Source organism: Streptomyces sp. NPDC048248 (genome assembly GCF_043201875.1).
Classification (GTDB): domain Bacteria; phylum Actinomycetota; class Actinomycetes; order Streptomycetales; family Streptomycetaceae; genus Streptomyces.
In genome coordinates, this window is sequence record NZ_JBICZL010000013.1 from 222,440 (window position 1) to 246,211 (window position 23,772).

20 protein-coding genes and 2 pseudogenes are annotated in these 23,772 nt (G+C 73.5%); 5 read left to right on the plus strand and 17 right to left on the minus strand.

Annotated features, from left to right (window positions below; genetic code table 11):
• Positions 1–3: 3 nt before the first annotated feature.
• The 10 genes from ACGFZW_RS28100 to ACGFZW_RS28145 form a co-directional block, all read right to left on the minus strand.
• On the minus strand, positions 4–219 hold the full coding sequence (locus ACGFZW_RS28100; RefSeq protein WP_393896018.1) for a recombinase-like helix-turn-helix domain-containing protein: 216 nt from the start codon (positions 217–219) through the stop codon (positions 4–6).
• A 44-nt stretch (positions 220–263) separates the two neighbouring features.
• A complete protein-coding gene (locus tag ACGFZW_RS28105) occupies positions 264–1,199 on the minus strand; it encodes a PDR/VanB family oxidoreductase (protein ID WP_393896046.1) in 936 nt (311 codons plus the stop codon).
• 47 nt (positions 1,200–1,246) lie between these two features.
• Entirely contained in the window at positions 1,247–2,905 is a 1,659-nt protein-coding gene (locus ACGFZW_RS28110; RefSeq protein ID WP_393896019.1) for a thiamine pyrophosphate-binding protein, read from the minus strand.
• Between the two features lie 44 nt (positions 2,906–2,949).
• Positions 2,950–3,738: an SDR family oxidoreductase gene (locus ACGFZW_RS28115; protein WP_393896020.1), complete on the minus strand. Its 789-nt coding sequence runs from the start codon at positions 3,736–3,738 to the stop codon at positions 2,950–2,952.
• Between the two features lie 46 nt (positions 3,739–3,784).
• On the minus strand, positions 3,785–4,537 hold the full coding sequence (locus ACGFZW_RS28120; protein ID WP_393896021.1) for a 3-oxoacyl-ACP reductase family protein: 753 nt from the start codon (positions 4,535–4,537) through the stop codon (positions 3,785–3,787).
• Positions 4,537–5,058 carry a cupin domain-containing protein gene (locus ACGFZW_RS28125; RefSeq protein WP_393896022.1) on the minus strand — a complete coding sequence of 174 codons (522 nt, stop codon included), beginning with the start codon at positions 5,056–5,058 and terminating at the stop codon, positions 4,537–4,539. The genes ACGFZW_RS28120 and ACGFZW_RS28125 overlap by 1 nt, the downstream gene beginning before the upstream one ends.
• A gap of 45 nt (positions 5,059–5,103) precedes the next feature.
• The gene (locus tag ACGFZW_RS28130) at positions 5,104–5,874 is read right to left on the minus strand and encodes an alpha/beta fold hydrolase (protein WP_393896047.1); all 771 of its coding nucleotides are present in this window, start codon (positions 5,872–5,874) and stop codon (positions 5,104–5,106) included.
• A gap of 113 nt (positions 5,875–5,987) precedes the next feature.
• The gene (locus ACGFZW_RS28135) at positions 5,988–6,866 is read right to left on the minus strand and encodes an aspartate dehydrogenase domain-containing protein (RefSeq protein ID WP_393896023.1); all 879 of its coding nucleotides are present in this window, start codon (positions 6,864–6,866) and stop codon (positions 5,988–5,990) included.
• The gene (locus ACGFZW_RS28140) at positions 6,863–7,795 is read right to left on the minus strand and encodes a VOC family protein (RefSeq protein ID WP_393896024.1); all 933 of its coding nucleotides are present in this window, start codon (positions 7,793–7,795) and stop codon (positions 6,863–6,865) included. The genes ACGFZW_RS28135 and ACGFZW_RS28140 overlap by 4 nt, the downstream gene beginning before the upstream one ends.
• Positions 7,796–7,840: 45 nt before the next feature.
• Positions 7,841–9,367, minus strand: coding sequence for an aldehyde dehydrogenase family protein (locus tag ACGFZW_RS28145; RefSeq protein ID WP_393896025.1), 1,527 nt, complete (start codon positions 9,365–9,367; stop codon positions 7,841–7,843).
• A gap of 369 nt (positions 9,368–9,736) precedes the next feature.
• Between ACGFZW_RS28145 and ACGFZW_RS28150 the strand changes: the two genes are divergently transcribed.
• Positions 9,737–11,197, plus strand: coding sequence for an MFS transporter (locus ACGFZW_RS28150; RefSeq protein WP_393896026.1), 1,461 nt, complete (start codon positions 9,737–9,739; stop codon positions 11,195–11,197).
• A gap of 160 nt (positions 11,198–11,357) precedes the next feature.
• Here the strand turns inward: ACGFZW_RS28150 and ACGFZW_RS28155 are convergent, their stop codons facing one another.
• Positions 11,358–12,245: a helix-turn-helix domain-containing protein gene (locus ACGFZW_RS28155; RefSeq protein WP_393896027.1), complete on the minus strand. Its 888-nt coding sequence runs from the start codon at positions 12,243–12,245 to the stop codon at positions 11,358–11,360.
• Between the two features lie 211 nt (positions 12,246–12,456).
• On the opposite strand from ACGFZW_RS28155, the gene ACGFZW_RS28160 reads away from it, so the two are divergent.
• Complete coding sequence (locus tag ACGFZW_RS28160) at positions 12,457–14,268, plus strand: beta-galactosidase (protein WP_393896028.1); 1,812 nt, start codon at positions 12,457–12,459, stop codon at positions 14,266–14,268.
• A gap of 57 nt (positions 14,269–14,325) precedes the next feature.
• Here ACGFZW_RS28160 and ACGFZW_RS28165 read toward each other — a convergent pair whose 3' ends face one another.
• Both ACGFZW_RS28165 and ACGFZW_RS28170 read right to left on the minus strand, forming a co-directional pair.
• Positions 14,326–17,412, minus strand: a complete 3,087-nt coding sequence (locus tag ACGFZW_RS28165) for an endo-alpha-N-acetylgalactosaminidase family protein (RefSeq protein ID WP_393896029.1) — start codon at positions 17,410–17,412, stop codon at positions 14,326–14,328.
• A gap of 236 nt (positions 17,413–17,648) precedes the next feature.
• The gene (locus ACGFZW_RS28170) at positions 17,649–18,458 is read right to left on the minus strand and encodes a S1 family peptidase (protein WP_393896030.1); all 810 of its coding nucleotides are present in this window, start codon (positions 18,456–18,458) and stop codon (positions 17,649–17,651) included.
• A 267-nt stretch (positions 18,459–18,725) separates the two neighbouring features.
• Here ACGFZW_RS28170 and ACGFZW_RS28175 point away from each other — a divergent pair, with 267 nt between their 5' ends.
• Entirely contained in the window at positions 18,726–19,625 is a 900-nt protein-coding gene (locus ACGFZW_RS28175; RefSeq protein ID WP_393896031.1) for a hypothetical protein, read from the plus strand.
• A 90-nt stretch (positions 19,626–19,715) separates the two neighbouring features.
• Here the strand turns inward: ACGFZW_RS28175 and ACGFZW_RS28180 are convergent, their stop codons facing one another.
• On the minus strand, positions 19,716–20,411 hold the full coding sequence (locus ACGFZW_RS28180; RefSeq protein ID WP_393896032.1) for an alpha/beta fold hydrolase: 696 nt from the start codon (positions 20,409–20,411) through the stop codon (positions 19,716–19,718).
• A gap of 150 nt (positions 20,412–20,561) precedes the next feature.
• Between ACGFZW_RS28180 and ACGFZW_RS28185 the strand changes: the two genes are divergently transcribed.
• Positions 20,562–21,605, plus strand: coding sequence for a LacI family DNA-binding transcriptional regulator (locus tag ACGFZW_RS28185; protein WP_393896033.1), 1,044 nt, complete (start codon positions 20,562–20,564; stop codon positions 21,603–21,605).
• Positions 21,606–21,698: 93 nt separating this feature from the next.
• Here the strand turns inward: ACGFZW_RS28185 and ACGFZW_RS28190 are convergent.
• Positions 21,699–22,174 (minus strand): annotated as a pseudogene (locus ACGFZW_RS28190) (GNAT family N-acetyltransferase).
• Between the two features lie 44 nt (positions 22,175–22,218).
• On the minus strand, positions 22,219–22,947 hold the full coding sequence (locus tag ACGFZW_RS28195; RefSeq protein ID WP_393896034.1) for an MBL fold metallo-hydrolase: 729 nt from the start codon (positions 22,945–22,947) through the stop codon (positions 22,219–22,221).
• A gap of 133 nt (positions 22,948–23,080) precedes the next feature.
• Between ACGFZW_RS28195 and ACGFZW_RS28200 the strand changes: the two genes are divergently transcribed.
• The gene (locus ACGFZW_RS28200) at positions 23,081–23,614 is read left to right on the plus strand and encodes a hypothetical protein (RefSeq protein ID WP_393896035.1); all 534 of its coding nucleotides are present in this window, start codon (positions 23,081–23,083) and stop codon (positions 23,612–23,614) included.
• A 58-nt stretch (positions 23,615–23,672) separates the two neighbouring features.
• Here the strand turns inward: ACGFZW_RS28200 and ACGFZW_RS28205 are convergent.
• A pseudogene (locus ACGFZW_RS28205) lies at positions 23,673–23,772 on the minus strand (IS481 family transposase); the annotation flags it as partial.

Sequence of the window (23,772 nt, forward strand, 5' to 3'; positions counted from 1 at the left end):
TGGTCACGCTCCCAGTCGGTGCATCTCGTCGCGGAAGGACTGCTCGGTCCAGGGTTCGCCGTCGGGGGCGTGCACCTGCCGGGCGTTGAGGCCCTCGATGACGTCGGCGAGGCCGTGGCCTACCTGCGTGAAGATCTCTTCGAGGGTGTGGGCGAGCTTGAACTCGTAGGCGGTGGGCTCTTGGTGGCGGGACTGGTGGATTTCCAGGTACGGGGTCATGGGGGCTCCTGGCGGGTGGGCTGGGTGCGCGCGGCGCGGGCGGGTCACAGGTCGAGGACGAGGCGGTCGCCGGCGCTGCGGGAGACGCAGATCATCAGGGAGGTGTTGGCTGCGCGTTCGGTGTCGCTGAGCAGGAAGTCGCGGTGGTCGGGGGTGCCGTCGAGGACGCGGGTCTCGCAGGTACCGCAGATCCCGTCGCGGCAGGAGCTCTGCACGGGGACGCCGGCGGCTTCGACGGCGTCGAGGATGCTGGTGTTCTCCTCGACGCGTACGGTGCGGCCGGTGCGGCGGCATTCGACGTCGAAGGCCCGGTCGTCACCGGCGTCCGGGGCCCGGGCGGGCCGGGGCGCGGCGAACCGCTCGGTGCGCAGCCGGTGCGCGAGGCCGAGGGCGGCGCAGCGTTCCTCGACGGCGGTCAGCAGCGGTTCGGGGCCGCAGCAGTAGACGAGGGTGTTGTCGGGGAGGTCGTCGAGAGCGGTGTCGAGGTCGATGTGGCCGTGTTCGTCCTGGGGGTGGAGTTGGTAGTCGGCGCCGGTCGCGGTGTCGGCCAGCGCGGTCAGTTCGGTGGTGAAGGCGAGGCTGGTGCGGCGGCGGCCGCCGTGGATCATCCGCCAGGGGACGCCGGCGCGCCGGGCGGCGCGGGCCATGGCGAGGAGCGGGGTGACGCCGATGCCGCCGGCGAGGAAGAGGTAGCGGGCGGCGGGTTCGAGGGCGAAGTGGTTGCGGGGGCCCTGGATCCGGAGGGTGGTGCCGGGGCGCAGGGTGGTGTGGATATGGGCGGAGCCGCCGCGTGAGGTGGTGGTGTGCAGGACGGCGATGCGGTAGCGGCCGGTGTCCTGGGGGTCTCCGCACAGGGAGTACTGGCGCAGGTGTCCGCCGGCCTGGACGTCGATGTGGGCGCCGGGCTCCCAGGCGGGCAGCGGTGTGCCGTCGGGGTGGATGAGCTCGATGGCCAGGACGTCGTCGGCTTCCCAGGTCATGCGGTGGACGAGCAGGTCGAGGGCGGGTGCGGTCACGGTCGTCCTCCTTACCGGGCGGCGGGCAGTGCGACGGGCGGGGTGAAGGGGGTCTTCATCGGGCCGAGGGCGGTGAGGTCGACCTCGACGAGGGTCGGGCCGTCTCCCGCGGTGGCGGCGGTGAGGATCGGGGCGGCGTCGTCCGGGGCGGCGATCCGGGCGTAGGGCAGGCCGGTGGCGTGGGCGAGGGCGGCGAAGTCGGGGGTGGCCAGGTCGACGCCGGAGCGGCGGTCGAAGTAGCGGTCCTGCATGTTGCGCAGGACGCCGTAGCCGCCGTCGTTGAAGACAACGAGGGTCAGCCGGGGGCGTTCCTGGGCGAGGGTGAGGAGTTCGCCGAGGTGGACGGCGAGGCCGCCGTCGCCCGCCATGACGAGACTGGGGGTGTCGGGGTGGGCGAGGGCGGCGCCGATGCCCATGCCCAGGCCCTGGCCGATGCCGCCGCCGCGCGGGAAGACGTTGGTGTGCGGGGCGTAGATCTCCAGGAGGCGGTTGCCCCAGCTGCTGGCGGGGACCGTGACATCGCGGGCGATGACGGCGGTGCGGGGCAGCGCGGCACGGATCGCGTCGCAGATGGCGGCCTGCGGGCCGATCTGGTCGCGCAGGGCGGCACGGACCTCCTCGCGGGCGTCGCGGACGCGGGCGGTCCAGGCGCCGTCGGCGGCCCGCCCGCCGGTGGACGGTGCGGCGGCGAGGCGCTGCCGCAGCGCGGTGAGGGTGGTTGCGGCGTCGCCGTGCAGGGTGAGTGCCGCGGGGTAGCTGCGGCCGAGGGCGGCCGGGTCGTGGTCGATCTGGACGTGGACGGCGGGCAGCCGCAGGCTCCAGTCGGCGGTCTCGTTGGAGCGGAAGTGGGTGCCGACGCTCATCAACAGGTCTGCGTCCGCGAGGAGTTCGCGGCCTGCCGGGGTGGTGGCGAAGTTGCCGACGCACCGGTCGTGGTCCTCGGGTACGGCGCCGCGGCCGGAGTTGCTGGTGAGCAGTCCCGCGTTCACCTCCGCCAGCAGTGCGGCGAGTTCGGGCCCGGCGGCGGTGGCGCCGCCGCCGGCCCACAGCAGCGGCCGGCGGGCGGCGGCGAGCAGCCGCGCGGCCTCGTCCAGGGCGGCCGGTGCGGGCAGCGGCGGCTCCGCGGGCGCGGGTGCCGCGGGCAGTGCGGTCGGGTCCTGGGCCGCGTACTGGAGGTCGATGGGCCATTCGACGCTGGCGGGTCCGCCGGCCGGGCCCAGGGCGTGGGCGGCGGCCGCCCGCAGGACGGCGCCGGCGCTCGCCGCGTCGGGGACGGTGGCGGCGTGGGAGCTGACCGCCCGCAGCATGCCGAGCTGGTCGCGGGTCTCGTGGATGAAGCCGCGGCCGGCGCCCAGGTGGGCACTGTCGATCTGCCCGGTGATGTGCAGCACGCGGCTGCCGGTGCTGAGGGACTCGATCAGCGAGCCGGCGGCGTTGCCGGCGCCGGTGCCCGTGCTGGTCAGCGCGCAGCCGAGGCCGCCGCGGGCCCGGCCGTGGCCGTCCGCGGCGTTCACGGCGGTGGCCTCGTGGCGTACGGGTACGAACCGCAGGTCGCGGTCGACGGCTTCGACGAGCGGCAGATTGTGCACGCTGACGACGCCGAAGACGGTGTCGACGCCGAGGTCGCGCAGGAGGGCGACGAGCAGATCGCCGCCGTTGGGCTGGGGCATGGAAGCGGGCTCCTGAAGGAGGGGGGAGGGCCGGAGGGCGGGGGTCAGGCGACGGAGCGGCCGACGCCGCCGCAGACGTCGATCGCGGTGCCGGTGATGTACGAGGCGCGGGGGGCCAGCAGGGTCAGCACGGCGTAGGCGACCTCGTCGGCGCGGCCCAGGCGGCCCAGGGCGACGCCGCGGTCGGCGGCGAGGCGGGCCTGCCACCGGTCGTAGGGCTCGGCGGTGCCGGAGTCGGCGTGCCGGCGGGTCCACTGGCCGGTGTCGATCAGGCCGAGGCAGACGGAGTTGACGCGGATGCCGTCGGCGGCGAGTTCGCGGGAGAGGGACTTGGAGAGGTTGAGGATGCCGGCGCGGGCGGCGCTGGTGGTGATCAGGCGCGGTTCGGGCTGTTTGGCCAGGACCGCGTTGATGTTGACGACGGCGGGGGCGGAGGAGGCGCGGAGCGAGGGCAGCGCGGCGTGCAGCGGGTGGAGCACACCGGCGAACTTCAGCTCCAGTTCGTCGCGCCAGTCCTCCGCGGTGGTCTCGGCGAACGTCTTCATCCGGGACTGCCCGGCGTTGTTGACGAGACCGTCCAGGCCGCCGAAGTGGTCGGCGGCGCTTCGGACGAAGGCGGCGGTGGCATCGGCGTCGCGGACGTCGCAGGAGCCGGTGAGCAGCCGGTCGCTCCCGGCGCCGAGCTTCGCGGCGGCCGCCGCGAGGGTCTCGGGGTTGCGGGCGCAGGTGGCGACGCGGGCGCCCTCCGCGAGCAGGGCGCGGACCGTGGCCAGGCCGACGCCCGAGCTGCCGCCGGTGACGAGTACGGTGCGTTCGGCCAGGCCGAGGTCCATGGGTGTCCTCCGGACGGTGGTGCGGTGGTGGGTGGTGAGCGGCGGGTCAGTGCATGGTGAATCCGCCGTTGACGGCGATGAGTTGGCCGGTGAGGTAGCCGGACTCCGGGCCGAGCAGGAAGGCGATGACGCCGACCAGGTCGTCCGGGGTCTGGGGGCGGCTGATGGCGCGGTTGAGGCGGTAGAGGTCGTGTCGCTCGGCGGGGATGCGGACCGTCGACTCGCTCTCGGTGAGGCCGGGGGCGACCGCGTTGACGGTGACGCCCAGGTCGCCGGTCTCCCGGGCCATCGCCCGGGTGAGAGCGATGACCGCTCCCTTGGAGGCGATGTAGTGCGCGAGGCGCGGGGAGCCGTACAGGGCGGCGTCGGAGGCGAGGTGGACGATGCGTCCGCTGCCGGTGGCGGTGAGCTGGGGCAGCAGGGCGCGCGAGACGAGCCAGGGACCGCGGGCGTTGACCGCCATGATGCGGTCCCACTCCGCGACGTCGATCTCGTGGAAGGGCTTCCCGCCGACCGCGTCGGCCAGCCCCGCGTTGTTGACCAGGCCGTGCAGCGGGCCGAGTGCGGCGACCTCCCGGGCGAGCCGGTCGACGGACGCGGGGTCGGCGACGTCGACGGGGACGGCGTGCGCGTCGAGGCCCTCGGCGCGCAGTCCCGCGGCGGCGCTGTCACCGCGCTCCGGGTCGAGTTCGGCGATCACCACGCGGTGTCCGTCGGAGGCGACCCGGCGGGCGGTGGCAAGTCCCAGTCCGCGGCCGGCGCCGGTGACGACGACGGTGCGGGGCGGTGCGGCGGCCATCAGTCGCGGGTGACGCCGTGCATCGGCGAGTGCTCGGGGTAGGTGGGGACCTGCGGCTTGCGGGTGCCGATGACGACGCAGAACAGGGCGTCGGTGTCGCCCTCGTTCTTGAGGCTGCGGGCGACGCCGGCCGGCACCACGATCATGTCGCGGTAGCCGAGCGTGCGGTACTCCGCCTCGCCCTCGCCACGGTGGATGCCGACCCGGACCTCGCCCTCCAGGACGAAGAAGGCTTCCTCGACGTCGTGGTGGGTGTGCTCGGGGCCCTCGGCGCCGGGCGGCAGCAGCATGTTGGAGAACGTGAAGCCGCCGGAGGGCAGGATGCGGTTGTCGCCCTCGTGGTTGCCGGTGGCGCCGGAGCCGACGTAGCGGATCTGGGCCCTGCGGTACTGGTCGCCGGCCTTGGCCTGGAAGGCGAGGGTGTTCCAGTCGGGCTCGCGGGAGTCCTTGGTGGCGATGAGGGAGTCGGTGTAGCGGGCGAGGTCGCCGCCGTTGTCGTACTCGGTGGTGGTGAGGGGCATGGACTTCTCCTTGACGGGTGTACGGGTCGTGCGGGGGTACGGGGGCTATTCGGGGATGCGGGCGGTGATCCGCAGGTGGGAGTGGACCCAGGCGTTGAAGGCCGCGGGACGCTCCTGGTTGGCGAGGTGACCGGCGCCGGCCACGATGACGAACACGGCGGTGGGCAGGGCGCCGGCGATCAGCTGGCTCGCCTCGACGCCGGTGACCTGGTCCAGGTCGCCGCAGAGCACCAGCGTCGGCGCGGTGACGGTGGGCAGTTGCGGGCGCAGGTCGGTGGCTGCCATCGACTCAGCGGCCCAGGCGTAGCCGGGCAGCCGTACGGCGTCGGCCATGGTCGCGGTGACCCGGTGGACGAGGTCCAGCGGTGCCCGGTCGGACACGAGCCGGGGGGCTCGGGCGCGGGCGAAGGCTTCGGGGCCCTGGCTCGCGAGGTCGGCGGCGCGCCTGCGCATCGCGGCGGCCTTGTCCGGGTCGGTGCCGGAGCCCGCGCTGCTGTCGGCGACGATGAGGCCGGCGACGAGGTCGGGGTGGCGGGCGGCCAGCCGCAGGGCGATGACGCCGCCCCAGGAGACGCCGAGGACGTGGGCGGGTCCGCCATGGCGCCGGATGAGGGCGGCGGCGGTGTCCGCGTAGCCGTCCAGGCCCGGCGGTTCCGCGGGGTCCGCGGAGCGGCCGTAGCCGGGTGCGTCCCAGGCGATGACCCTCATGTGGGCGGACAGGGCGGCGAGTTGGGAAGCGAAGGCGGCGGACGAGGAGCCGATGCCGTGCAGGCAGAGCAGCAGGGGGCCGCGGTCGCCCGCCTGCTCCACGTGCAGCCCGTCGAGGCCGGGGTCGGCCGGGCGGGCGGCGGAGGCCGCGGCCCCGGGCGCTGCCGTGGCCCCGGGCTCGGCCACGCTCCCGGCTCCCGCGCCGGCCCGGTGCCCGGCCGTCACAGGATCTGCCCCGTACGTCCGGTGAGCGCGGCCAGACTGCGCAGCACGGCATGGGGCACGACCTGGCTGGTGGCGGGGTTGTGCGGGTCGGGGCGGTGGCGTACGTCGAAGCGGTAGTCGCCCATGGCGCCGCGGGCCTCGATGACATGCCGGGTGAGGGTGGCCGCCGGGTCCGCGACGACGCTGACCGCCACCCGGTCCGGATCGCCGACGGCGAGCGCCACGGACGCGGCGACGTTCGTCGACCGGGGGAACTTCGCCGGCACCTCGCGCGCGGTGCCCCGCATGACCTCGACGGGCCCGGTCGCGGTGCGCATACGGTGCAGCAACTCCGCGTCCATCCAGGGCTGTTCCAGAGTGCCGGGAAGCTTGGTGGTGGTCAGGCGCACCTCGTCGAGGGGGCCGAGGGCGCGGACCGCCTGCAGGAGGTCGAGGCCGCCGACGGCGCCGCCGGTGAAGTAGACCCGGCCGGGTCCCGCGTCCAGGAGGCGGCGGGTGAGGTCGGGGTCGGTGAGCGCGCCGGTGGAGGTGATCAGCAGGTCGGCGCCCGAGGCGAGGACCCGCGTCCCCCATTCGCGGATGACGGCTTGCCCCGCGGCCTCGACGATGAGGTCGCAGGAGTCCAGGGCTTCCTCGACTCCGCACTGCGGCGCGGGCACGTCACCCAGCGGCCGGTTGTCGACGATGCGCGTCAACTCCGCGCCCGGCAGGTCGCCTTCGGCGAGGGACCGGCCGACGACCCGGCCGATGGCGCCCCAGCCGACGAGTCCGACACGGCGGATGGCACGGGCCGGGGCGGCGGACACCGGCCGGGCCGGCGGAGCGGAAGGAGCCGGTGCGTCGGAAGGGGCGGCGGGAGAGGAGGAGGCAGTCATGCGGTCACCTCGGGGGCGGTGGTGAGCGGTCCGGGGTCGGGGGTGCCCGCCATGTGCCGGCGGATCTCGGCGGACGGCGGTCCCGCGGTGCCCCACAGGTCGGAGAGTTCCGGGGTGCGCCGCCAGACCCGGGCGATCCAGGCGTCCTCGACGATCTGGGCGACCTCGGAGGTGTATTCGCAGACCAGCCCGGAGGGGTCGGTGAAGTAGGCGAAGGTGTTGTCCCCGGGGCCGTGCCGCCCCGGGCCCCACTGCGGGACGACGCCGTGGTGGCGCAGCCGGCCCAGTCCGCGCATGAAGTGGTCGACGGAGGTCATCTCGTACGCGACGTGGTTGAGCGAGGTCCATCCGGCCTGGTTGAAGGCGATGCAGTGGTGGTCGGCGTTGCAGCGCAGGAAGGCCATCTGGTGCTCGGACCAGTCGGAGACGCGCAGGCCGAGGACGTCGGTGTAGAAGGCGACGGCGGCGTCGATGTCGGTGGTGTTGAGGACGGTGTGGGTGACGCCCACGGGCACGGCTGCGTCCCGCCCGCGCGGGGCGACGGCCTCCACCTGGGCGCTGAGCTCCAGCAGTCGGCCCTCGGGGTCGGTGAAGCGCAGCCCGTAGCCGCCGCCGATCTGGTCGAGCGGGCCGGGGCCGTGCAGCGGGGTGATGCCGCGGGCGAGCAGGCGGCGGGCGGCCTCGTCGATCTCGGCGGGGGTGGCGACGGCGAAGCTGATCTTGCCGAGGCCGGTGCGGTCGGCGCGGGTGAGGCCGAGGACGTGGTGCTCGGCGCCGGTGCCGCGCAGCCAGCCGGCGGTGCCGGGTTCGGTGGCGACGACCTCCAGGCCCCACACCTCTCGGTAGAAGTCGGTGGCCTCGGTGAGGGCGGGGGTGAGCAGTTCGACGGCGCGCAGCGCGCGGAGCCTGGCGAGGGGCTCGTGCGGCATCGGTTCCGGTCTCCTTCGGATGGGTGGTGGTACGGGCCGGCCGGGTCAGCCCAGGGCCCACGGCAACGGGTCGGCGGCGGTGCCCCAGTAGAGGCTCTTCTGGCGCTGGTAGGCGCGGAGGCCGTCGCGGCCCTTCTCGCGGCCGAGGCCGCTGTCCTTCATGCCGCCGAAGGGGGTGGAGCTGCTGAACTGCTTGTAGGTGTTGACCCAGACCGTTCCGGCGTCGATGCGGCGTGCGAGCCGCCAGGCGGTGGCGGCGCTGCGGGTCCACAGTCCGCAGGCCAGGCCGTAGACGGTGTCGTTGGCCTGGGCGACGAGGTCGTCCTCGTCATCGAAGGGCAGCGCGACCAGGACCGGGCCGAAGATCTCCTCCTGGCAGGCAGGGGCGGAGTGCGGCAGGCCGTCCAGGACGGTGGGCAGGTAGTAGGCGCCGTCGCGGTAGCGCTCGCCCTCGGGCGGTGCGCCGCCGCAGAGCACGCGGGCGCCGTCGGCGCGGGCCCGGTCGACGTAGGCGGCGACGCCGTCGCGGTGACGGTGGTGGACGAGGGGCGCGACCTGGGTGGCCGGGTCGGTCCCGGGGCCGACGCGCAACTTCTGTGTACGGGCGACGAGTTCGCCGAGGAAGGCGTCGTAGCGGGAGCGGGCGACGAACAGCCGGGAGCCGGCGATGCAGCTCTGCCCGCTGGAGGAGAAGATGCCGAACATCACGCCTGCCAGGGCCTGTTCGAGGTCGGCGTCCTCCAGGACGACGGTCGGTGACTTGCCGCCGAGCTCCAGGGAGACCGGCATGAGCTTGTCGGCCGCGGTGTGCGCGATGGCGCGGCCCGTGCGGGTGCCGCCGGTGAAGGCGATCTTGCCGACGGCGGGATGCCGCACGATCGCGTCGCCGGTGACCGCGCCCGGCCCGGGCAGGACGGACAGCAGCCCGGTGGGCAGCCGCGCCTCGGTCAGCGCCTGCCGCACGATCCGGCCGAGCGCGAGGGCCACCAGCGGGGTCCATTCCGCGGGCTTGAGGAGTACGGCGTTGCCGGCGGCGAGTGCCGGCGCGAACTTCTGGGCGTCACTGGCGATCGGCGAGTTCCAGGGGGTGATGGCGCCGATGACGCCGATCGGCTCGTGCAGGCTCAGGGTGACGTAGTCGCCGCGGGCGGGCGTGAGGGCGTCCTCGGCGGTCTCCAGGGCGGCGGCCGTGTAGCGGAAGGTGGCCGCCGCACTGTGCACCAGGGCGAGCGTCTCGCCGCGGCACTTGCCGGTGTCGGCGGTCTGGAGGTCCGCCAGGCGCGCGGCCGCCGCCTCGACGAGATCGGCGATGCGGTGCAGCAGCCGGGCGCGGCGGTGGGCGGGCAGCCGACGCCAGGCCGGGTCGGCGGCGGCTCGCGCGGCGCGGCGCGCGGCCTCGTCGACGTCGGCCGCGTCGGCGCCGCGCAGTACGGCGAGGGTGCGTCCGGTGGCGGGGTCGACGGTGTCGAAGGATGCGCCGCCGCCGGGCCGCCACTCCCCCGCGACCAGGACTTCGTCCGGGGTGCGCTCCGGTGCGGGCACCAGGTGCTCCGTCGGCTCTTCGACGGTCATCCGCGGCCTCCTGAGGGCGACTTGGGCGAGGTGGGGTGGCTGGGACGGGGCTCGAACGAGGGGCGGAACCCGCGGGCCGGAACCCACCGCTTTGCTTCAGCGCTAGAAATCTAAGCACTTAACTATTTCCTGGCAAGACCCGAGCCGGGAAAAAGTTCGGTTGGTCAAACCCTTGACGCGCACACCCCCCAGGTCGGTAGAACTTAAGCCCTTAGAAACTTTGCGCTTACGGACGGTGCGCCACCGAGCGAGATCCCCGCACTGCCCGCGCCCCGCCCCGGCCCTCTCCCTCTCTGCCCCCTCGCCCTTCTCCCTCTCACTCCCCCTTGTCCCTCACCCGCCGTCCGCGCGGGTCTGGAGGAATCCCGGATGAGCCTCGACGCCTCCCCGGAGCGCGACGCCGACGCCACCCGCGCCGACATCGCCGCCCGGTTCGAACGTCTCCCGCTGTCCCGCTGGCACGTCACCGTGCGCGTCGTCATCGGCGTGGTGACCTTCTTCGAAGCCTTCGACCAACTGCTGATCGCCTATGCGATGCCCGAGCTGCGCCAGGAATGGAGCCTGTCGACCGCGGAGTCCACCCTCGTCCTGACCATCGGGTCGATCGGCATGCTGATCGGCGCCCTCTTCTCCGGCCGGATGGCCGACCGGATCGGCCGGGTCAAGGTCATCGCCCTGTGCATCGGCGTCTCCGGCGTGGCCTCCCTCGCCCTCGCCGGCAGCCCCGGCCCGACCCCGTTCATGCTGCTGCGCTTCGTCCAGGGCCTCGCCATCGGCGGTGAGGTGCCCGTCGCGGCCACCTTCATCAGCGAGATCACCCGCAGCCACGGCCGCGGCCGCTTCGTCCTGCTCTACGAGCTGGTCTTCCCCGCCGGTCTCACCCTCGGCGCGCTGTGCGCGGCCTGGATCGTGCCGGTCCTCGGCTGGCGCTGGATGTACGCGCTCGCCGCACTCCCCGGCCTGCTCTGCCTCCTCGTCCGGCGCACGGTGCCCGAATCACCACGCTGGCTCGCCGACCGCGGGCGACTGCGGGAGGCCACCGAGACGATGACCCTGATCGAGACCAAGGTGGCCACCGCGACAGGGCGGCCGCTGCCACCGGTGGGGGCCGCCCCGGGCGCGGACGCCACCGAGCACCCCGACCACCCGCTGGTCACCGGCCTGAGGGCCACGGCGCCCGCCGCACCGGCGACACCGGCCGAGCGCGCCGCCACCGGCCTGCGCGGCCTGTTCACCGGACGCTACCGCCGCCGCACCCTCGTCGTCGGCACCCTCTGGTTCACCGGCTACTTCGTGAACTACGGCATCACCTCCTGGCTCCCGACCATCTACGGCACCCGGTTCGGCCTCGCGCTCCCCGACGCGCTGCTCTACTCCACCGTCACATCCGTCGCCGGCCTGCTCGGCTGCCTCCTGGCCGCGCTCACCGTCGACCGGATCGGCCGCCGCCGGATCTTCGCGCTCTTCCTCGGCGGCGCGGCGGCCGTCCTGCTCGTCCTCGCCGTGCTCGGGGCACGCACACCGGTCCAGGTGCTGCTGTGGACCTCGCTCGCGGCCGTCTGCTTCTTCGGGTCCAACATCAGCCTCTACCTCTACACACCGGAGCTGTACCCGACGCGGATGCGCGCCCTGGGCTGCAGCGTCGGCGGCGCCCTCAACCGGATCGGCGTGATCCTCGGTCCGGTGCTGGTCGGCGCGGTCTACGCGGGCGGCACCGGCCTGCCCACGGTGTTCGTCATGCTCGGTGCGGTCGCCCTGGCCGGCGCCCTGGTCGCCGCGGTGTTCGCCGAGGAGACCACCGACCGGCCACTGGAGGAGGTCTCCCCCTGAAGCGGATGCCCGGCGGTGCCGCGCGGCAGGTCACTCGGTGGCCCGCCGCATCGGACGCCGGGCTTCCGGCTGTCCTGCGGCGACCGTTGCCCGATGCGGGCCGGAAGCCGGCGGGACGGTGGGGTCGCGCCGCACAGGCGCCGTCGCGTCCCCGCCGCACTCACGTGCTGTGTCCGCTGACCAGCGGCGGATTGTCCGGGTCGGGGATCTGAGTGGACCAGCCACCGGGCACGCTGCGGACCTGGCGGTCGCGGAAGCGGACCGGTGCGGTGCCGACCCGGCGGGTGAAGAGTCTGCTGAAGTACGCCGGATCGTCGTAGCCGACCCGGCGGGCCACCGCGGCGACGGGAAGGTCCGTGCCCACCAGCAGTTCCTTCGCCCGCCCCAGCCGGATGCCCAGGAGGTAGTCCTTCGGGCTGCACCCCGCTCCCCGCCGTACGGCCGTCCGCAGCTCCGCGGGCGTCATGCCGTGCCGGGCCGCGTGTTCGGCCACCGACAGCGGCAGGAACGCGTCCCGCGCCAGCGCCTGGAGCACCGGGTCACCGTCGGCATCCGTGTCCGCGCGTGCCCGCCGCAACACGACGAGGAGTTCGTGGACGACCGCCGAGGTCTCCACCTCCAGCAGCGGGTTGCCGCGGCGCGCCGCACGGGCGATCCGGCCGACGGCGGCGCGGGCCGGGCCGGTGTCGGCGAGCGGCACCACCGGCCGGTCCGGCTCGATGTAGCCCAGCTCCGTGTAGGTGTCGGCGGCGGGCCCCGTGAAGTCGACGAAACTCTCGTCCCAGCCGGTCTCGGGGTCGGCCCCGTAATGGTGCGGTACACCGGGCAGGATCCACAGCAGCGCGGGAGCGGTGACCGCCAGGCGGGAGCCGTCCGGGGCGGTGAACCAGCCGCGGCCCGCGCTGATGACGATGGCGACGTGGTGGTCGAGGGTGCGCGGCCCGACGGTCGGCAGTGCGCCGTGCTGGAGCCCGACGCCCAGGCAGACAAGACCGAGCCGGTGGTGGGCCGGGCTCGGAGTGAAGTACCGCATCCAGGTGTGGTACACGCCCGGGCCTCCCGTCGCCGTGGGCCGCGCGATGGCGGTCCTCCCGGCCCACCGCAGCGCTCGTGCCGCTCCGTCCAAACAATGCCGATCTTTGTCCATGGACCGCCGCACCGCCAGAGGGCGAAGGTGACCGGTGAGCGTGTGCGACGGGCCTGACCTGCGGGCGCAGCACGCGAGTCGGCAGCACAGCGGAGAGACAAGGCGGGAATCCGTGGCGCAGTTCGTGGTGGGCGAGCGGGACTTCATGCTGGACGGGCGGCCGCTGCGCCTGCTGTCCGGTGCGCTGCACTACTTCCGGGTGCACGAGGCGCAGTGGGACCACCGGCTGGCGATGCTCCGTGCGCTGGGTCTGAACTGCGTGGAGACGTACGTGCCGTGGAATCTGCACGAGCCGCGGCCCGGCGAGTTCCGGGACCCGGAGGCGTTGGGCCGGTTCCTGGACGCGGCGCAGGCCGCGGGGCTCCGGGCGATCGTCCGGCCGGGCCCTTACATCTGCGCGGAGTGGGAGAACGGCGGGCTGCCGGAGTGGCTGACGGGGCCGCTGGGCCGTCGGGTGCGGACCCGGGACGCGGCGTATCTGCGGGCCGTGGACGCCTGGTTCGCGCGGCTGTTGCCGCAGGTCGTGGCGCGGCAGTGCACACAGACGTCGGGGCCCGAAGGCTCCGGCGGCGGGCCGGTGATCATGGTGCAGGTGGAGAACGAGTACGGCTCGTACGGCAGCGATGCGGAGTATCTGGCGCATATCGCGCAGGCGCTCCGCGGCCACGGAGTGCGCGTACCGCTGTTCACCTCGGACGGCCCCGAGGACCACATGCTGACCGGCGGGTCCGTGCCCGGAGTGCTGGCGACCGCGAATTTCGGATCCGGCGCCCGGGAGGCGTTCGCGACGTTGCGCCGGCATCAGCCGGACGGGCCGCTGATGTGCATGGAGTTCTGGTGCGGGTGGTTCGCGCACTGGGGGCGGCGTGACGTCCCGCGCCCTCCGCAGGACGCGGCGGCGGCACTGCGGGAGATCCTGGAGTGCGGCGCTTCGGTCAACCTCTACATGGCGCACGGCGGCACCAGTTTCGGCGGCTGGGCGGGCGCCAACCGCGCCGGTGAGCTGCACGACGGGGAGTTGGAGCCCACGGTCACCTCGTACGACTACGAGGCGCCGATCGACGAGCGCGGCCGTCCGACGGAGAAGTTCTGGCGGTTCCGTGAGGTGCTGGCCGAGTTCGCGGACGGGCCGCTGCCGGAGCTGCCCGAGCCGGTGCGGGCGCTGGACGCGCCGGTGCCCGGGGTGGTGACGGAGTGGGCGCCGGCCGAGGACGTGCTGGAGTGCCTGGGGGGCCCGGAGGTGACGGCCGGGAGCCCTGCCACGTTCGAGGAGTTGGGCGTGGACCGGGGTGTGGTGCGCTACCGCGTCGAGGTGCCGGGGCCGCGCGGCACGTATCCGCTGCGGGTCCGCGGGCTGAGGGACCGAGCGGTCGTGTCGGTCGACGGAGTGCGCGGGCCGGTGCTGGAGGACGAGGACGCGCTGGTCGCAGAGGTGGCGGGGCCTGCATCGGTGGAGCTGTGGGTGGAGTCCTTGGGGCGCGTCAACTACGGCCCCCGGCTGGCGGAGTCCAAGGGCATCACCGGCGGGCTGCTGCACGAGCGGCAGTTTCTGCACGGTGTCCGGGCGCGCGGGCTGCGGCTGGATGCCCTGGAGGATGCCGGTGCGCGGGCCGGGATCCCGTTCCGTGCCGTACCGGCGGACGGCGGTCCGGCGGCCGCGGGTTTCTACCGGGGCACTCTGACGCTGACCTGCCGTCCGGGGGACGCCGATCTGGCCCTGCCGGGCTGGACCCGCGGATTCGTCTGGATCAACGGCTTCAATCTGGGCCGGTACTGGCACGTCGGCCCGCAGCGCGCCCTGTTCGTGCCCGGCCCGGTGCTGCGCGAGGGCGAGAACGAGCTGCTGGTGTGGGAACTGGAGAGCGCACCGTGCCTCACAGGGGAAGGGGCGGTGTCTCCGGGCCTGTATCCCTGCGCGGGCTGACGTGCCGGAGCCGGGAGATGAAGGGGCGGGCCGTGCGGGCCCGCCCCTTCCGCGCGACTACAGCTCGCGCACCTCGAAGGTGTCCAGCACGAACTCGGCCTTCCCGTCGTCCCCCACCTTGCGCAGCCCCACCCATGCCTCACCATCGGCAGGGGCGGTGAACTCGTAGGTGTACGTGGTCGGTTGGGTGGCGACCGGCAGTGGGGTGCGGGTCAGCTCGCGGGTCCCCGGCGCGTCGACGGCGGTGACCCAGGCGTACTGGCCGGCCTTCTCGTTCTCGTAGCGGAAGCCGACCCGGTAGCGGCGGCCGGCGGTGAAGCGCACGCTGTGCGGAACCGTCCGGTAGACGAGCCCGGTGTTCTCGCCGCGCGACTTGAGCGATTCCCCGCCGTCGATGACGTCGTCGACGGCCTTGCCGTTCCAGCCGCGCTGGGTGAACGGCGCGTGCCGCTGGGCGATGTGGGTGCGGGGATCGGTGATCCCTCCGGCGTCGCCCTTGACGAAGACTCCCCAGCCCTGCGGGACGTGCTCGAAGTCCTCGTGGACCAGGGTGCCTTTCCTGCCGCTGCGCTCCGCGGGAACGATCCGTACGTTGTCGAAACGCACCCGTGCCGCGCCCGCCGCCGCGGTGAGGGCGAGAGTGACCGGACCGCCGCCCTCGGGCACGGTGAAGTAGGTGAACAGCCGCTGGAAGCGGGTGCCGGACTTGCGGTCGGCGGCGACGTAGTTGCCCGCGGTGGAGGTCTCGGTCCAGTTGGCCGCGGTGACGCCGTCGGCGGTGCGCACCTGAAGTCCCGCCCGCCGTCGCTCCCCCGCCTTCGCGCCGACCTCGACCTGCACCGAAGCGGCGTAGCTGCCCGGCTCGGGCCGTGCGAGCTGCTGGCCGACGGTGACGGCGCCGCCCGCGCCGATGACCAGCTCGTAGTCGCCCGTTTCGCTGAGTTCGACCGAGGCGGGGCCGCTGCCGCCGACCTGCCAGCCCGCGAGCGTCCCCGAGTGGAAGCCGGGGTCGTGCAGAGCGGTGCCCTCGCCCCAGCGAGGGTCCTCCTGGGCGGGGGCCTTGTCACGGAGGATGACGTACGCGGCGCCCGCACGCGCGGTCAGGGTGACCTTTCCGCCGTTGACGGGCACCCGGGTCTCGTCGGCGCGCCCTTGGTCGGTGAGGCGGTAGGCGTAGACCGCGGCGGTGCCGGACCAGCCGCGAGGCAGGGCCCAACTGGTCGTGCCGCCATCGGGGTTGTAGTGGTAGAGCTTGTCCGGATCGGTGGCGCGGCGCGGCTGCCACGGGAGCAGGTAGGTGCCGCCGTCGTAGACCAGGCGCCCGTCGGTGGTGATCTTGCGGGTGCCGTCCGCGTCGCTGACACCGGTCCGGGTGGGGCCCTCGAAGGTGATCTCGTGTGCGTCCCAGGTCTTGATCGGGTGGGCCTGGAGGTACTTGGCGGGCAGCGCGTCGGTCCAGATGATCTTGTAGAAGGCGTGCCAGTCGGTCTTGCCGACCCAGCCCTCGAAGTTGCCCATCCGGCCGGCGCCCAGCAGCGTGGGCCACTTGTCGGCGAAGACGTCCTTGTGGTGGTTGCGCACGAAGCGGATCAGCCGGGAGTTGATGCCGCGCGAGGTGTCGCCGCCGTAGTCGGGCTCCATCGCCCAGTGCGACCACAGCGAGGACCGCTCCAGGCCGTGCCCCCACTCGGTGGTGACCTGCCAGCCCTGGTCGCGCAGGTGGCGTTGCAGCCGGTCGGAGTTCCAGCCCGACTCGCGGAAGACGTCGATGTAGAGGGTGTTGAGCCCCGGGTCGGTTTCCTTCCGCAGCTGCGCGAAGCGCCGCGCGATGTCGCCGGAGACCAGGTCGCGCCTGGCGTCGATGCGGTAGGACTGGTCGAGCCAGTCCCACTGCTCGTCGTCCTTGTTCACGAGCGTCTCGGAGAAGGCGTGCGCGACCGGGTAGGACTCGGTGGCGTTCACGTGCACCGCGAAGTCGCTGTGCCACTTCTTGCCGGCCCGCACCAGCGCGTTGAGGTCGGCGAGCCCGCCCGCCCGCTTGTTGTAGTTGCCCCCGTAGTCCGGGTGCGCGGAGTCGTGACCCTCGGACTGGTAGCCCTTGAGCAGGGTGAACTGCCGCAGCCCGTCGGTGGCCAGGGCGATCCGCTTGATGTTGTCGAGGGTGGCGAGGAACGGGTTGGTGGCCTGGCTGGCGAAGTTGAACGGGATGTGCGGCACGACGCGCAGATGCTGCTCGTCGGCGCCCAGCGGCATCACCATGATGTCGCGCAGGGCGATGGCGGCGTCCTGCCAGTCGGTCCTGCCGTCGCCGTTGCGGTCCCGGGTGACGATCACCGTCGCGTACGGCAGCGGGTCGGTGGCGTCCGGCGACTGCCCGGCCGCCCGGTACGTCCACTGGCCGCAGCGCAGCTGCGCCTCGACCCAGCCGTCGCCCCGCACGGTCTGCCGCAGCAGCCGGCCGTTCTCCCAGGTGGTGGCGCCGGCGGGCTTGTCCTGGACGGTGTTGGTCTCGACGGCGGCGGCCAGTTCGTCGGTGGCGACGACCGCGTAGGCGCATCCGGTGGGCGCCGCCTCCGCGGGGGTGTCGGCGGTGACCTGGACCAGCGTGTCACCGCTCTTGGACTTGTCGAGTTCGATGCGGGCGGCCAGCAGCGTCGCGCCCGGCTGGTCGCTGCGCACGCTCAGCAGGGCGAGATCGGGGATCTCCAGAGTGCCCACGCGCAGGGCCGCCGTGTCCTTGATGCGGGTGACGCGCCAGGTGACCTGCCATCCCTCGACGGCGATCTGCACGGTGATCTCGGTGCCGCCGTCGAAGGTGAGGGCGTAGGTGGCGCGGTCGGCGCCGGCTTGGTGGCGGACGGCGGGGGTGCGGGCGGTGCCGTCGATGAGGACCTGGGTGACGGGTGCCTGCCGGGCGTGCAGGACGGACCCGTTTTCGCGATCGGTGTAGGAGACGATCCGGGGGAAGGCGGTGTCGACGCGGACCTCCAGGGCGCCGGAGCGCAGCACCGCCTGGCCGGCCCGGGGTGCGGCCGCGGCGGACTGCGCGCCGAGCGGGAGGGCGGTGGCGACCCCGGCGAGCGTGGTGGCGGCGACGACCTTCCGGCGGCTGGGTCCGCGACGGTCACCTGTCTGTTCGTTCACGCGCGCTGTCCTCCTTCGCACCTGCACTGCCTGTCGCCGGACAGCGTGCTTCCCGCGTGGCGCGTGCGCCTATGGACAAAGGAGGGACAGGTGTTGGACTAACGGGCGCGGGCCGGGAGGGGCGCACGAGTGCGCGGGGTACGAGAGGGCGGAGCACGGCGCGGGTGCGGCCGGGCCCCGGCAACGGCGAAAGGGCCCGGGGAACGCGTCCCCGGGCCCGTCCGTCACTGCGTGGGTCAGCCGCCGAGCTCCCCGGCTGCCTTCTTGATGTCCGCGGCGAAGGTGCTCACCTCGCTGTAGACACCGGGCTTGCCGGGCCGTGCGCAGCCCTCGCCCCAGGAGACGATGCCCACCTGGAGCCACTCGCCGGCCTCGTCCTTACGGAACATCGGGCCGCCGGAGTCGCCCTGGCAGGTGTCGACGCCGCCGGTGTCGAGCTTCCCGGCGCAGATCTCGTCGCCCGGCGTCAGCGAGTCGCCGTACGCCTTCTCGCAGGTGGCGTCGTCGATGAAGGGCACGGTCGCCTTGAGGAGGTAGCGCTGCTGCTCGCCGCCTTCCTTGTCGGCACCCCAGCCGGCGATCTCGAAGTCGCCGTTGTTGAGCTTGTCGTCCTCGGCGATCTTCAGGGTCGGCAGGTCGAGCGGCTTGTCGAGCTTGATCAGCGCCCAGTCCTTGCCCTTGCCGTTGTAGCCGGGAGCCTGGAGGACCTCGGTGGACTTGGCGGTGACCGCGGCGGAGTCCTCCAGGTCGACCACGCCCGCGGTCGCGGTGATGGAGGTGTTCGGGCCGCTGCCGTCGACGCAGTGCGCCGCCGTCAGCACGACGTCCTTGGCGTAGAGGGCACCGCCGCAGCCCATCGAGAGCCGGACCATGAAGGGGAATTCACCCTGCTCGGCCTTGGTGCCGCCGACGACCTTGGTGTCAACGGTGCCGGTGGGGTCGGGCGCGGGGCCGGCGAAGGCGGAGCCGGGCTGGAGGCTGAAGGCGGCCAGGGCGATCGCGCCGACTGCGGTGGTTCTCTTGAGGTGCTTCAGGTAGCTGCGCAACGGGCTTCCTTTCGTGGGGGGTTGCACGTCTGTGACGAGCCCATGCCAACCACCGGAGCCGGACGTGGCCGCCGCAAGAAGTGCGTGGAAGACGGCAGCACGCCGCAAGGCGTCCGAACCCAGTGGGGGATGAGTCCGTAAAGCGCACTGTTGATTATGTGTAGTGGTCGTTCAGGGTGACAAGAGGATGCATCCGGCCAACTCCGGTACCGATGACGCCCCGTACGGCTCATACCGGTCGATCACGGTCAGCCGTACAGTGGCCCGGTGGCAACGGGCGGCAAGGACATCGAGCACGGCTTTCCCCACATCGAGACGGTGCGCGCGGCCGTCACGGCCCTCTACCGGCGCCTGAGTCATGACACGGTGAGCACCTACGCGACCAGCGTGCCGCCCGTCGACGTCGCCTTCGACGACAGCGAGGACCTCTACCTCGGAGCGCAGCGGATCGCCCGGGTCATGGTCGGGCATCTGCGGCTGCCGCAAGCCCGGGTGGTCGTCGGCTTCCGCGAGATGGAACACGCCGCGAACGTCGAACTGACCGCGGGCCCGGAGTACTTCATCGAACTCAACGAGCGGTTCAAGACCCACCGCAAGGACATCGGCGCGGCCCTGGCCCACGAAGTGGCGCACGTCTGGCTGCACCGTCTGGACCTGTCCTTCCCCGGCACCCGCGACAACGAGATCCTCACCGACACCGCCACCACCTATCTCGGCGCGGGCTGGCTGCTGCTCGACGCCTACCGCGAGCACGGTCCGTTCTCACAGAAGCTCGGATATCTGACGCCGGAGGAGTTCGGCTACGTACTGGCCCAGCGCGCGCAGTTCTTCGACGAGGACCCGGCGCCGTGGTTCACCAGCCCACAGGCGTACGACGCGTATACGGCGGGGCAGGCCATGGCCCGCCGGGAGGCCCGCCGGCCACCGCTGGCCGCCGCAGGCTGGACCGCGCGGCACCGCTACGCCAAGGACCGCCGCGCGGCTCGGGACCCCCGGCCCGGCGCCCCGGCGCCGGCCGCGGGCGACGGTTACGCCTTCGAAGGGCCGGGGCCGGAGCGGGTGTCGTTCCCGTGCCCCACCTGCCACCAGCGCATCCGCGTACCGGTCCGCGGACGGGTTCAGGCGCGTTGCGGCCTGTGCAAGACCCTGCTGGACTGCGACACCTGACGGGACAGCGCGACGCCCCTACAGTCAACCAGCCCTGGAATGAAAGCAGTTGGCGCGACATCCCCGATACTCCTGCTCCCGCACGGCGTCCTACACCCAGCCCGCGAGGCCCGCCATGAAGGCATCGAAGTCATCGCGGTGAATGGTGTGCCCGGCGCCGGGCACCGTACGGACCGCGAAGCCGCGGTCCGTCAGCCGGTCCGCCGACGGCTCGGTGAAGAGGAACCCCTCCCCCGCGATCTGCACCAGGGACGGCACGACCGGCCGCGCGGGCGTGCGATCCTCCAGGCGGGTGCCGGACAGCGCGAGGGCGGTACCGGAGTCCCAGGCCGCCACCGTCTCCAGCTCGATGTCGACGTCGGCCTCCTCCCAGCGCGGGTTGAACTGCCGCACCATCGCGCGGGAGGCGCTCTTGAAGGACACGAACACGGCCGGGTCCACCACCTGCCCCGACGCACCGAGGGACCACGCCGGGTCGCTGTAGACCGCCCGCCGCGGCCGCAGCCGCTCCGCGGCCAGCGACAGCGCCAGGCCCCCCAGTGAGTGGCCGAGCGCCACCTCCACCCCGGAAGGCAGGGTGTCGACCAGGTCGTCGGCGAACAGCTCCGGGGCATAGTCGCCACGGGGGCTGCGGCCGTGGCCGCGCAGGTCGACGCCGATGACGCGGTAGCCCCGTTCGGCCAGTGCCGGGCCGACCCGGCGCCAGGTGCGGTGATCGGACATGATCCCGTGGACCAGCACCGCGACCCGGTCGCCCGCGCCCCATTCCTGGGTGTGCAGCTGCATGCCCGTACCTCTCTCCCGTCACCGGCCCCCGGCCGCCCCCGGCTCCGCACCGGGGAACCGCCGGAAGATTACACGTGTAACCCCCCGACGCCCAGAAGCGTCGCCGTCCGCCGTCCGCCGCACAAACCCTTGTGCGAGGATGCCCAGCACATGACTGACGCAGCCGGCCCCCGTGCCACCTCAACACCCCCGACCAGCGCGGCCGTTGCCCGGCGCGCCGGGGTCTCCCGCGCGACCGTCTCCTACGTCCTGAACGGGCAGGCCGCCGGGCGCGTCAGTGCCCGCACCCAAGAGCGGGTCCGGGCCGCCGCCGAGGAGTTGGGGTACGTACCGCACGCCGCCGCACGCAGCCTGCGGGCCGGCCGCGGCAGTCTCGTGCTGATGGCCGCTCCCGCCGACACCGCCCCGGCCTTCGGCCCGCTCTTCACCACGTTCCTCGCCGGTTTTCAGACCTCGCTGCTCCGCCTCGGCTACACCGGCGTCCTGCACGGCGCGCCCGCCGCCTCCCCGGACGCGGCCGCCCGCGCCTGGGCGGAACTCCGGCCCGCCGCGGTGCTGGCCCTGCACGATCCCCCGCTGGACGCCGGCGCCGTCGCGCTCCTCAAACGCTCCGGCACGGCCGCCGTTCTCACCCACGGCCCGCCGGTCACCCCGGGCACCCACACCCTGGTCCTGGACCAACGGGAAGCCGGGATGCGGGCCGGTGAGCACCTGTTGGCCCGCGGCCGGCGCCGGATAGGCGTCATCGAGCCGGCCGAACCGGGTCTTGCGGCCTTCGCCGCACCGCGTCTGTCGGGCGTCCGGGCAGCGGCCGCCCGGCACCCCGGCGCGGAGGTCCGGCCGCTCGGCCTGTCGCTCACCGAGGAATCCGCCGCGCGGCTCGCCGCCGCCTGGCCCGACCTCGGTCTGGACTCGGTCTTCGCATACAACGACGAGTACGCGATGCTGCTGATGCGAGCCCTCCAGGACGCCGGGCACACCATCGGCGCCGCCGCCCCCTCGATCGCGGTGGTCGGCGCCGACGATCTGCTGCTCGGCCGGCTGCTGCGGCCGCGGTTGACCAGTGTGCGGGCCGATATCACCCCGCCGGACCGGATCGCCCGCCTGGTCGACACCCTGATTCGCGACCCCGACGCCGAACCCGCCCCGCACCGCCTGGGCACCTTCCACATCGAGGCGCGCGAGTCCGGCTGACGGGCGCCCGTGCGAGGACCGGCCCGGTGGCATCGCGGCATTGCGCTGCCCCGTCGGCGCCCCGCGGGCCGCACAGCCAAACGGAGTTCATCGCTACAGCGCCTTGCGCATCCGGATGCACATCGCCTCGTGTCGTCGCACCGCGCCGTCCGGCCCCTGCTCGCCCCAGACCTCGGCCTCCTGCCCGTACGCGACGTAACCGAGCCGCTCGTAGAGGGCGCGCGCCCTCGGGTTCTCCTCCTCCACGGCGAGTTCGGCGTGGCGCAGGCCCCGGCCGCGGATCCGCTCTTCCGCCCCGGCGATCAGGACGCTACCGATGCCGCAGGACTGAAGAGCGGGCAGTACCGCGAGCTGCCGGAGAAGGCCGGCGTCCGTACGCGCCCGGTAGTCGACGCCGCCGATCGCCACCGGCAGACCGGACGGCGGGCACACCGCCAGGTAGTCCACGTCGCCCTGTCGGGCGCGCTCCAACTCCCCTGCCACGGACCGCAGATGGAGGGGAGACCCTGACCAGCCGCACGCCGGGAGTCGGGAGGCAGCAGGTCGCGCACGGTCAGCTGCAACGTCACGGCCGGGGAGCCCGGCCCCCGTGCGGGTACGTCCGCGCCCGCCTTCACAGCCAGTCCTCCTCAGGAGTGGCCGAGGCCAGCACCTCCCGCGCCCCCGTCCGGATCGGTTCACCGTGCGGCACGCACACGGTGTCGACGTCGCCGAGGGCTGCCAGCCGGCGGAAGGACGCGATGGCCCCGGCGCGGTCCACATTGAACGGACCCAGCACCGCGCGCCCGCCCACAGTGCCGATGATGTCGCCGGGGAAGAGCAGCATGCTGCCGGTCAGATGCAGGGCGATACCGCCCGGTGTGTGTCCCGGCACGTGCAGGACCCGGACCTCCTCCGGCCAGCCGTCCAGGGTGTCGCCGTCGTGCAGCTCGACATCGACACCGACGTGGCGCAGCGGCGGGAGCCCCGCCGCGGCGAAGCCCACCATGATCTGTTCGTGCAGGTCATGCTCCGCGGGGGTGTGCACCGGCTGCCGCTCGGGGGCGGCGCCACGGATGACCGGGGCGTCCGCGGCACCCGCCAGCACCCGGGCGCCGGTGGCCTCGACGAGGTCGGCCGCCGAGCCCATGTGATCGATGTGGGAGTGGGTCACCACGATCTGCCGCAGGTCGTGGGGGCTGGCGCCCAGGCGGGCCAGCGCGTCGAGGATGGCGGGGGCCGAGCCGGGGACGGCCGTGTCGACGACCGCGTACCCGCTGTCGGGGAGCGCGACGACGTGGACATGCCCGACGGGGAACGGCACCTGCCAGACATGGGGCGCGACCTGGGTGAGGGAGTCCATGGAGCGGACGCTAGCGGCGCACGCCCCCGCCGCGCCGCCGGTTTCGCCGGGGGCGGATCGAGCGGTACGGCGAAGGTCATCGGAACCCGACGCGGGCCGGCCACGTCCCACCGGTGACCCAAGGAGGCAAGTCATGCGAGGACCCACCGCACAGCAGACGCCCGTCGAGGCCGGTACCGCCGCCCCCTCCCGCGTCCGCTCCCCGTTCCGTCCGTTCGCCGTCGTGCTCGCGATGGCGGCCGCCGGCACGCTGGCGCTGTCCGGCTGCGGAGGCGACACCCAGAAGGTGGGCACGGCGCCCCCGAAGAAGAAGGACCCGTTCGAGAAGCGGGCGGACCAGATAGAGCGGGACTGGCCGAAGGTCTCCGCCGTCCAGGGCCGGCACGACACGATGCTGCCGCTGGCCGGCGCGGACCGCCCCAAGGACACCGGCGTACGGGAGATCACGGTGACCGTCGGCCACGGCGGGTGCGACGCGCGCTACGGCGTGCACACCCACGAGTCGAAGGACTTCGTGGTCATCTCCGGCTGGGGAAAGCCCAAGAACCCGAAGGGCATGTGCACCGCGCAGCTCGCCACCGACAAGGTGAAGGTGCGACTGAAGAGCGCGCTGGACGACCGCAAGGTCGTCGACGCCGCCACCGGCAAGCAGCTCCTCACCGGCTGACCAGCGGCGACGCCCCCGCACGCCGAGCCCGGCGCCGCGTTGGAGTGCGCTCCACGCCCTAGGTGTATTGACCTGGAGCGTTGTTAACTCGGCTGACGGGTGGCTGGCCGCCGAGTGCGGTGTGGCTTCGGTGGTGGTTGTAGGTGTGGAGGAAGTCT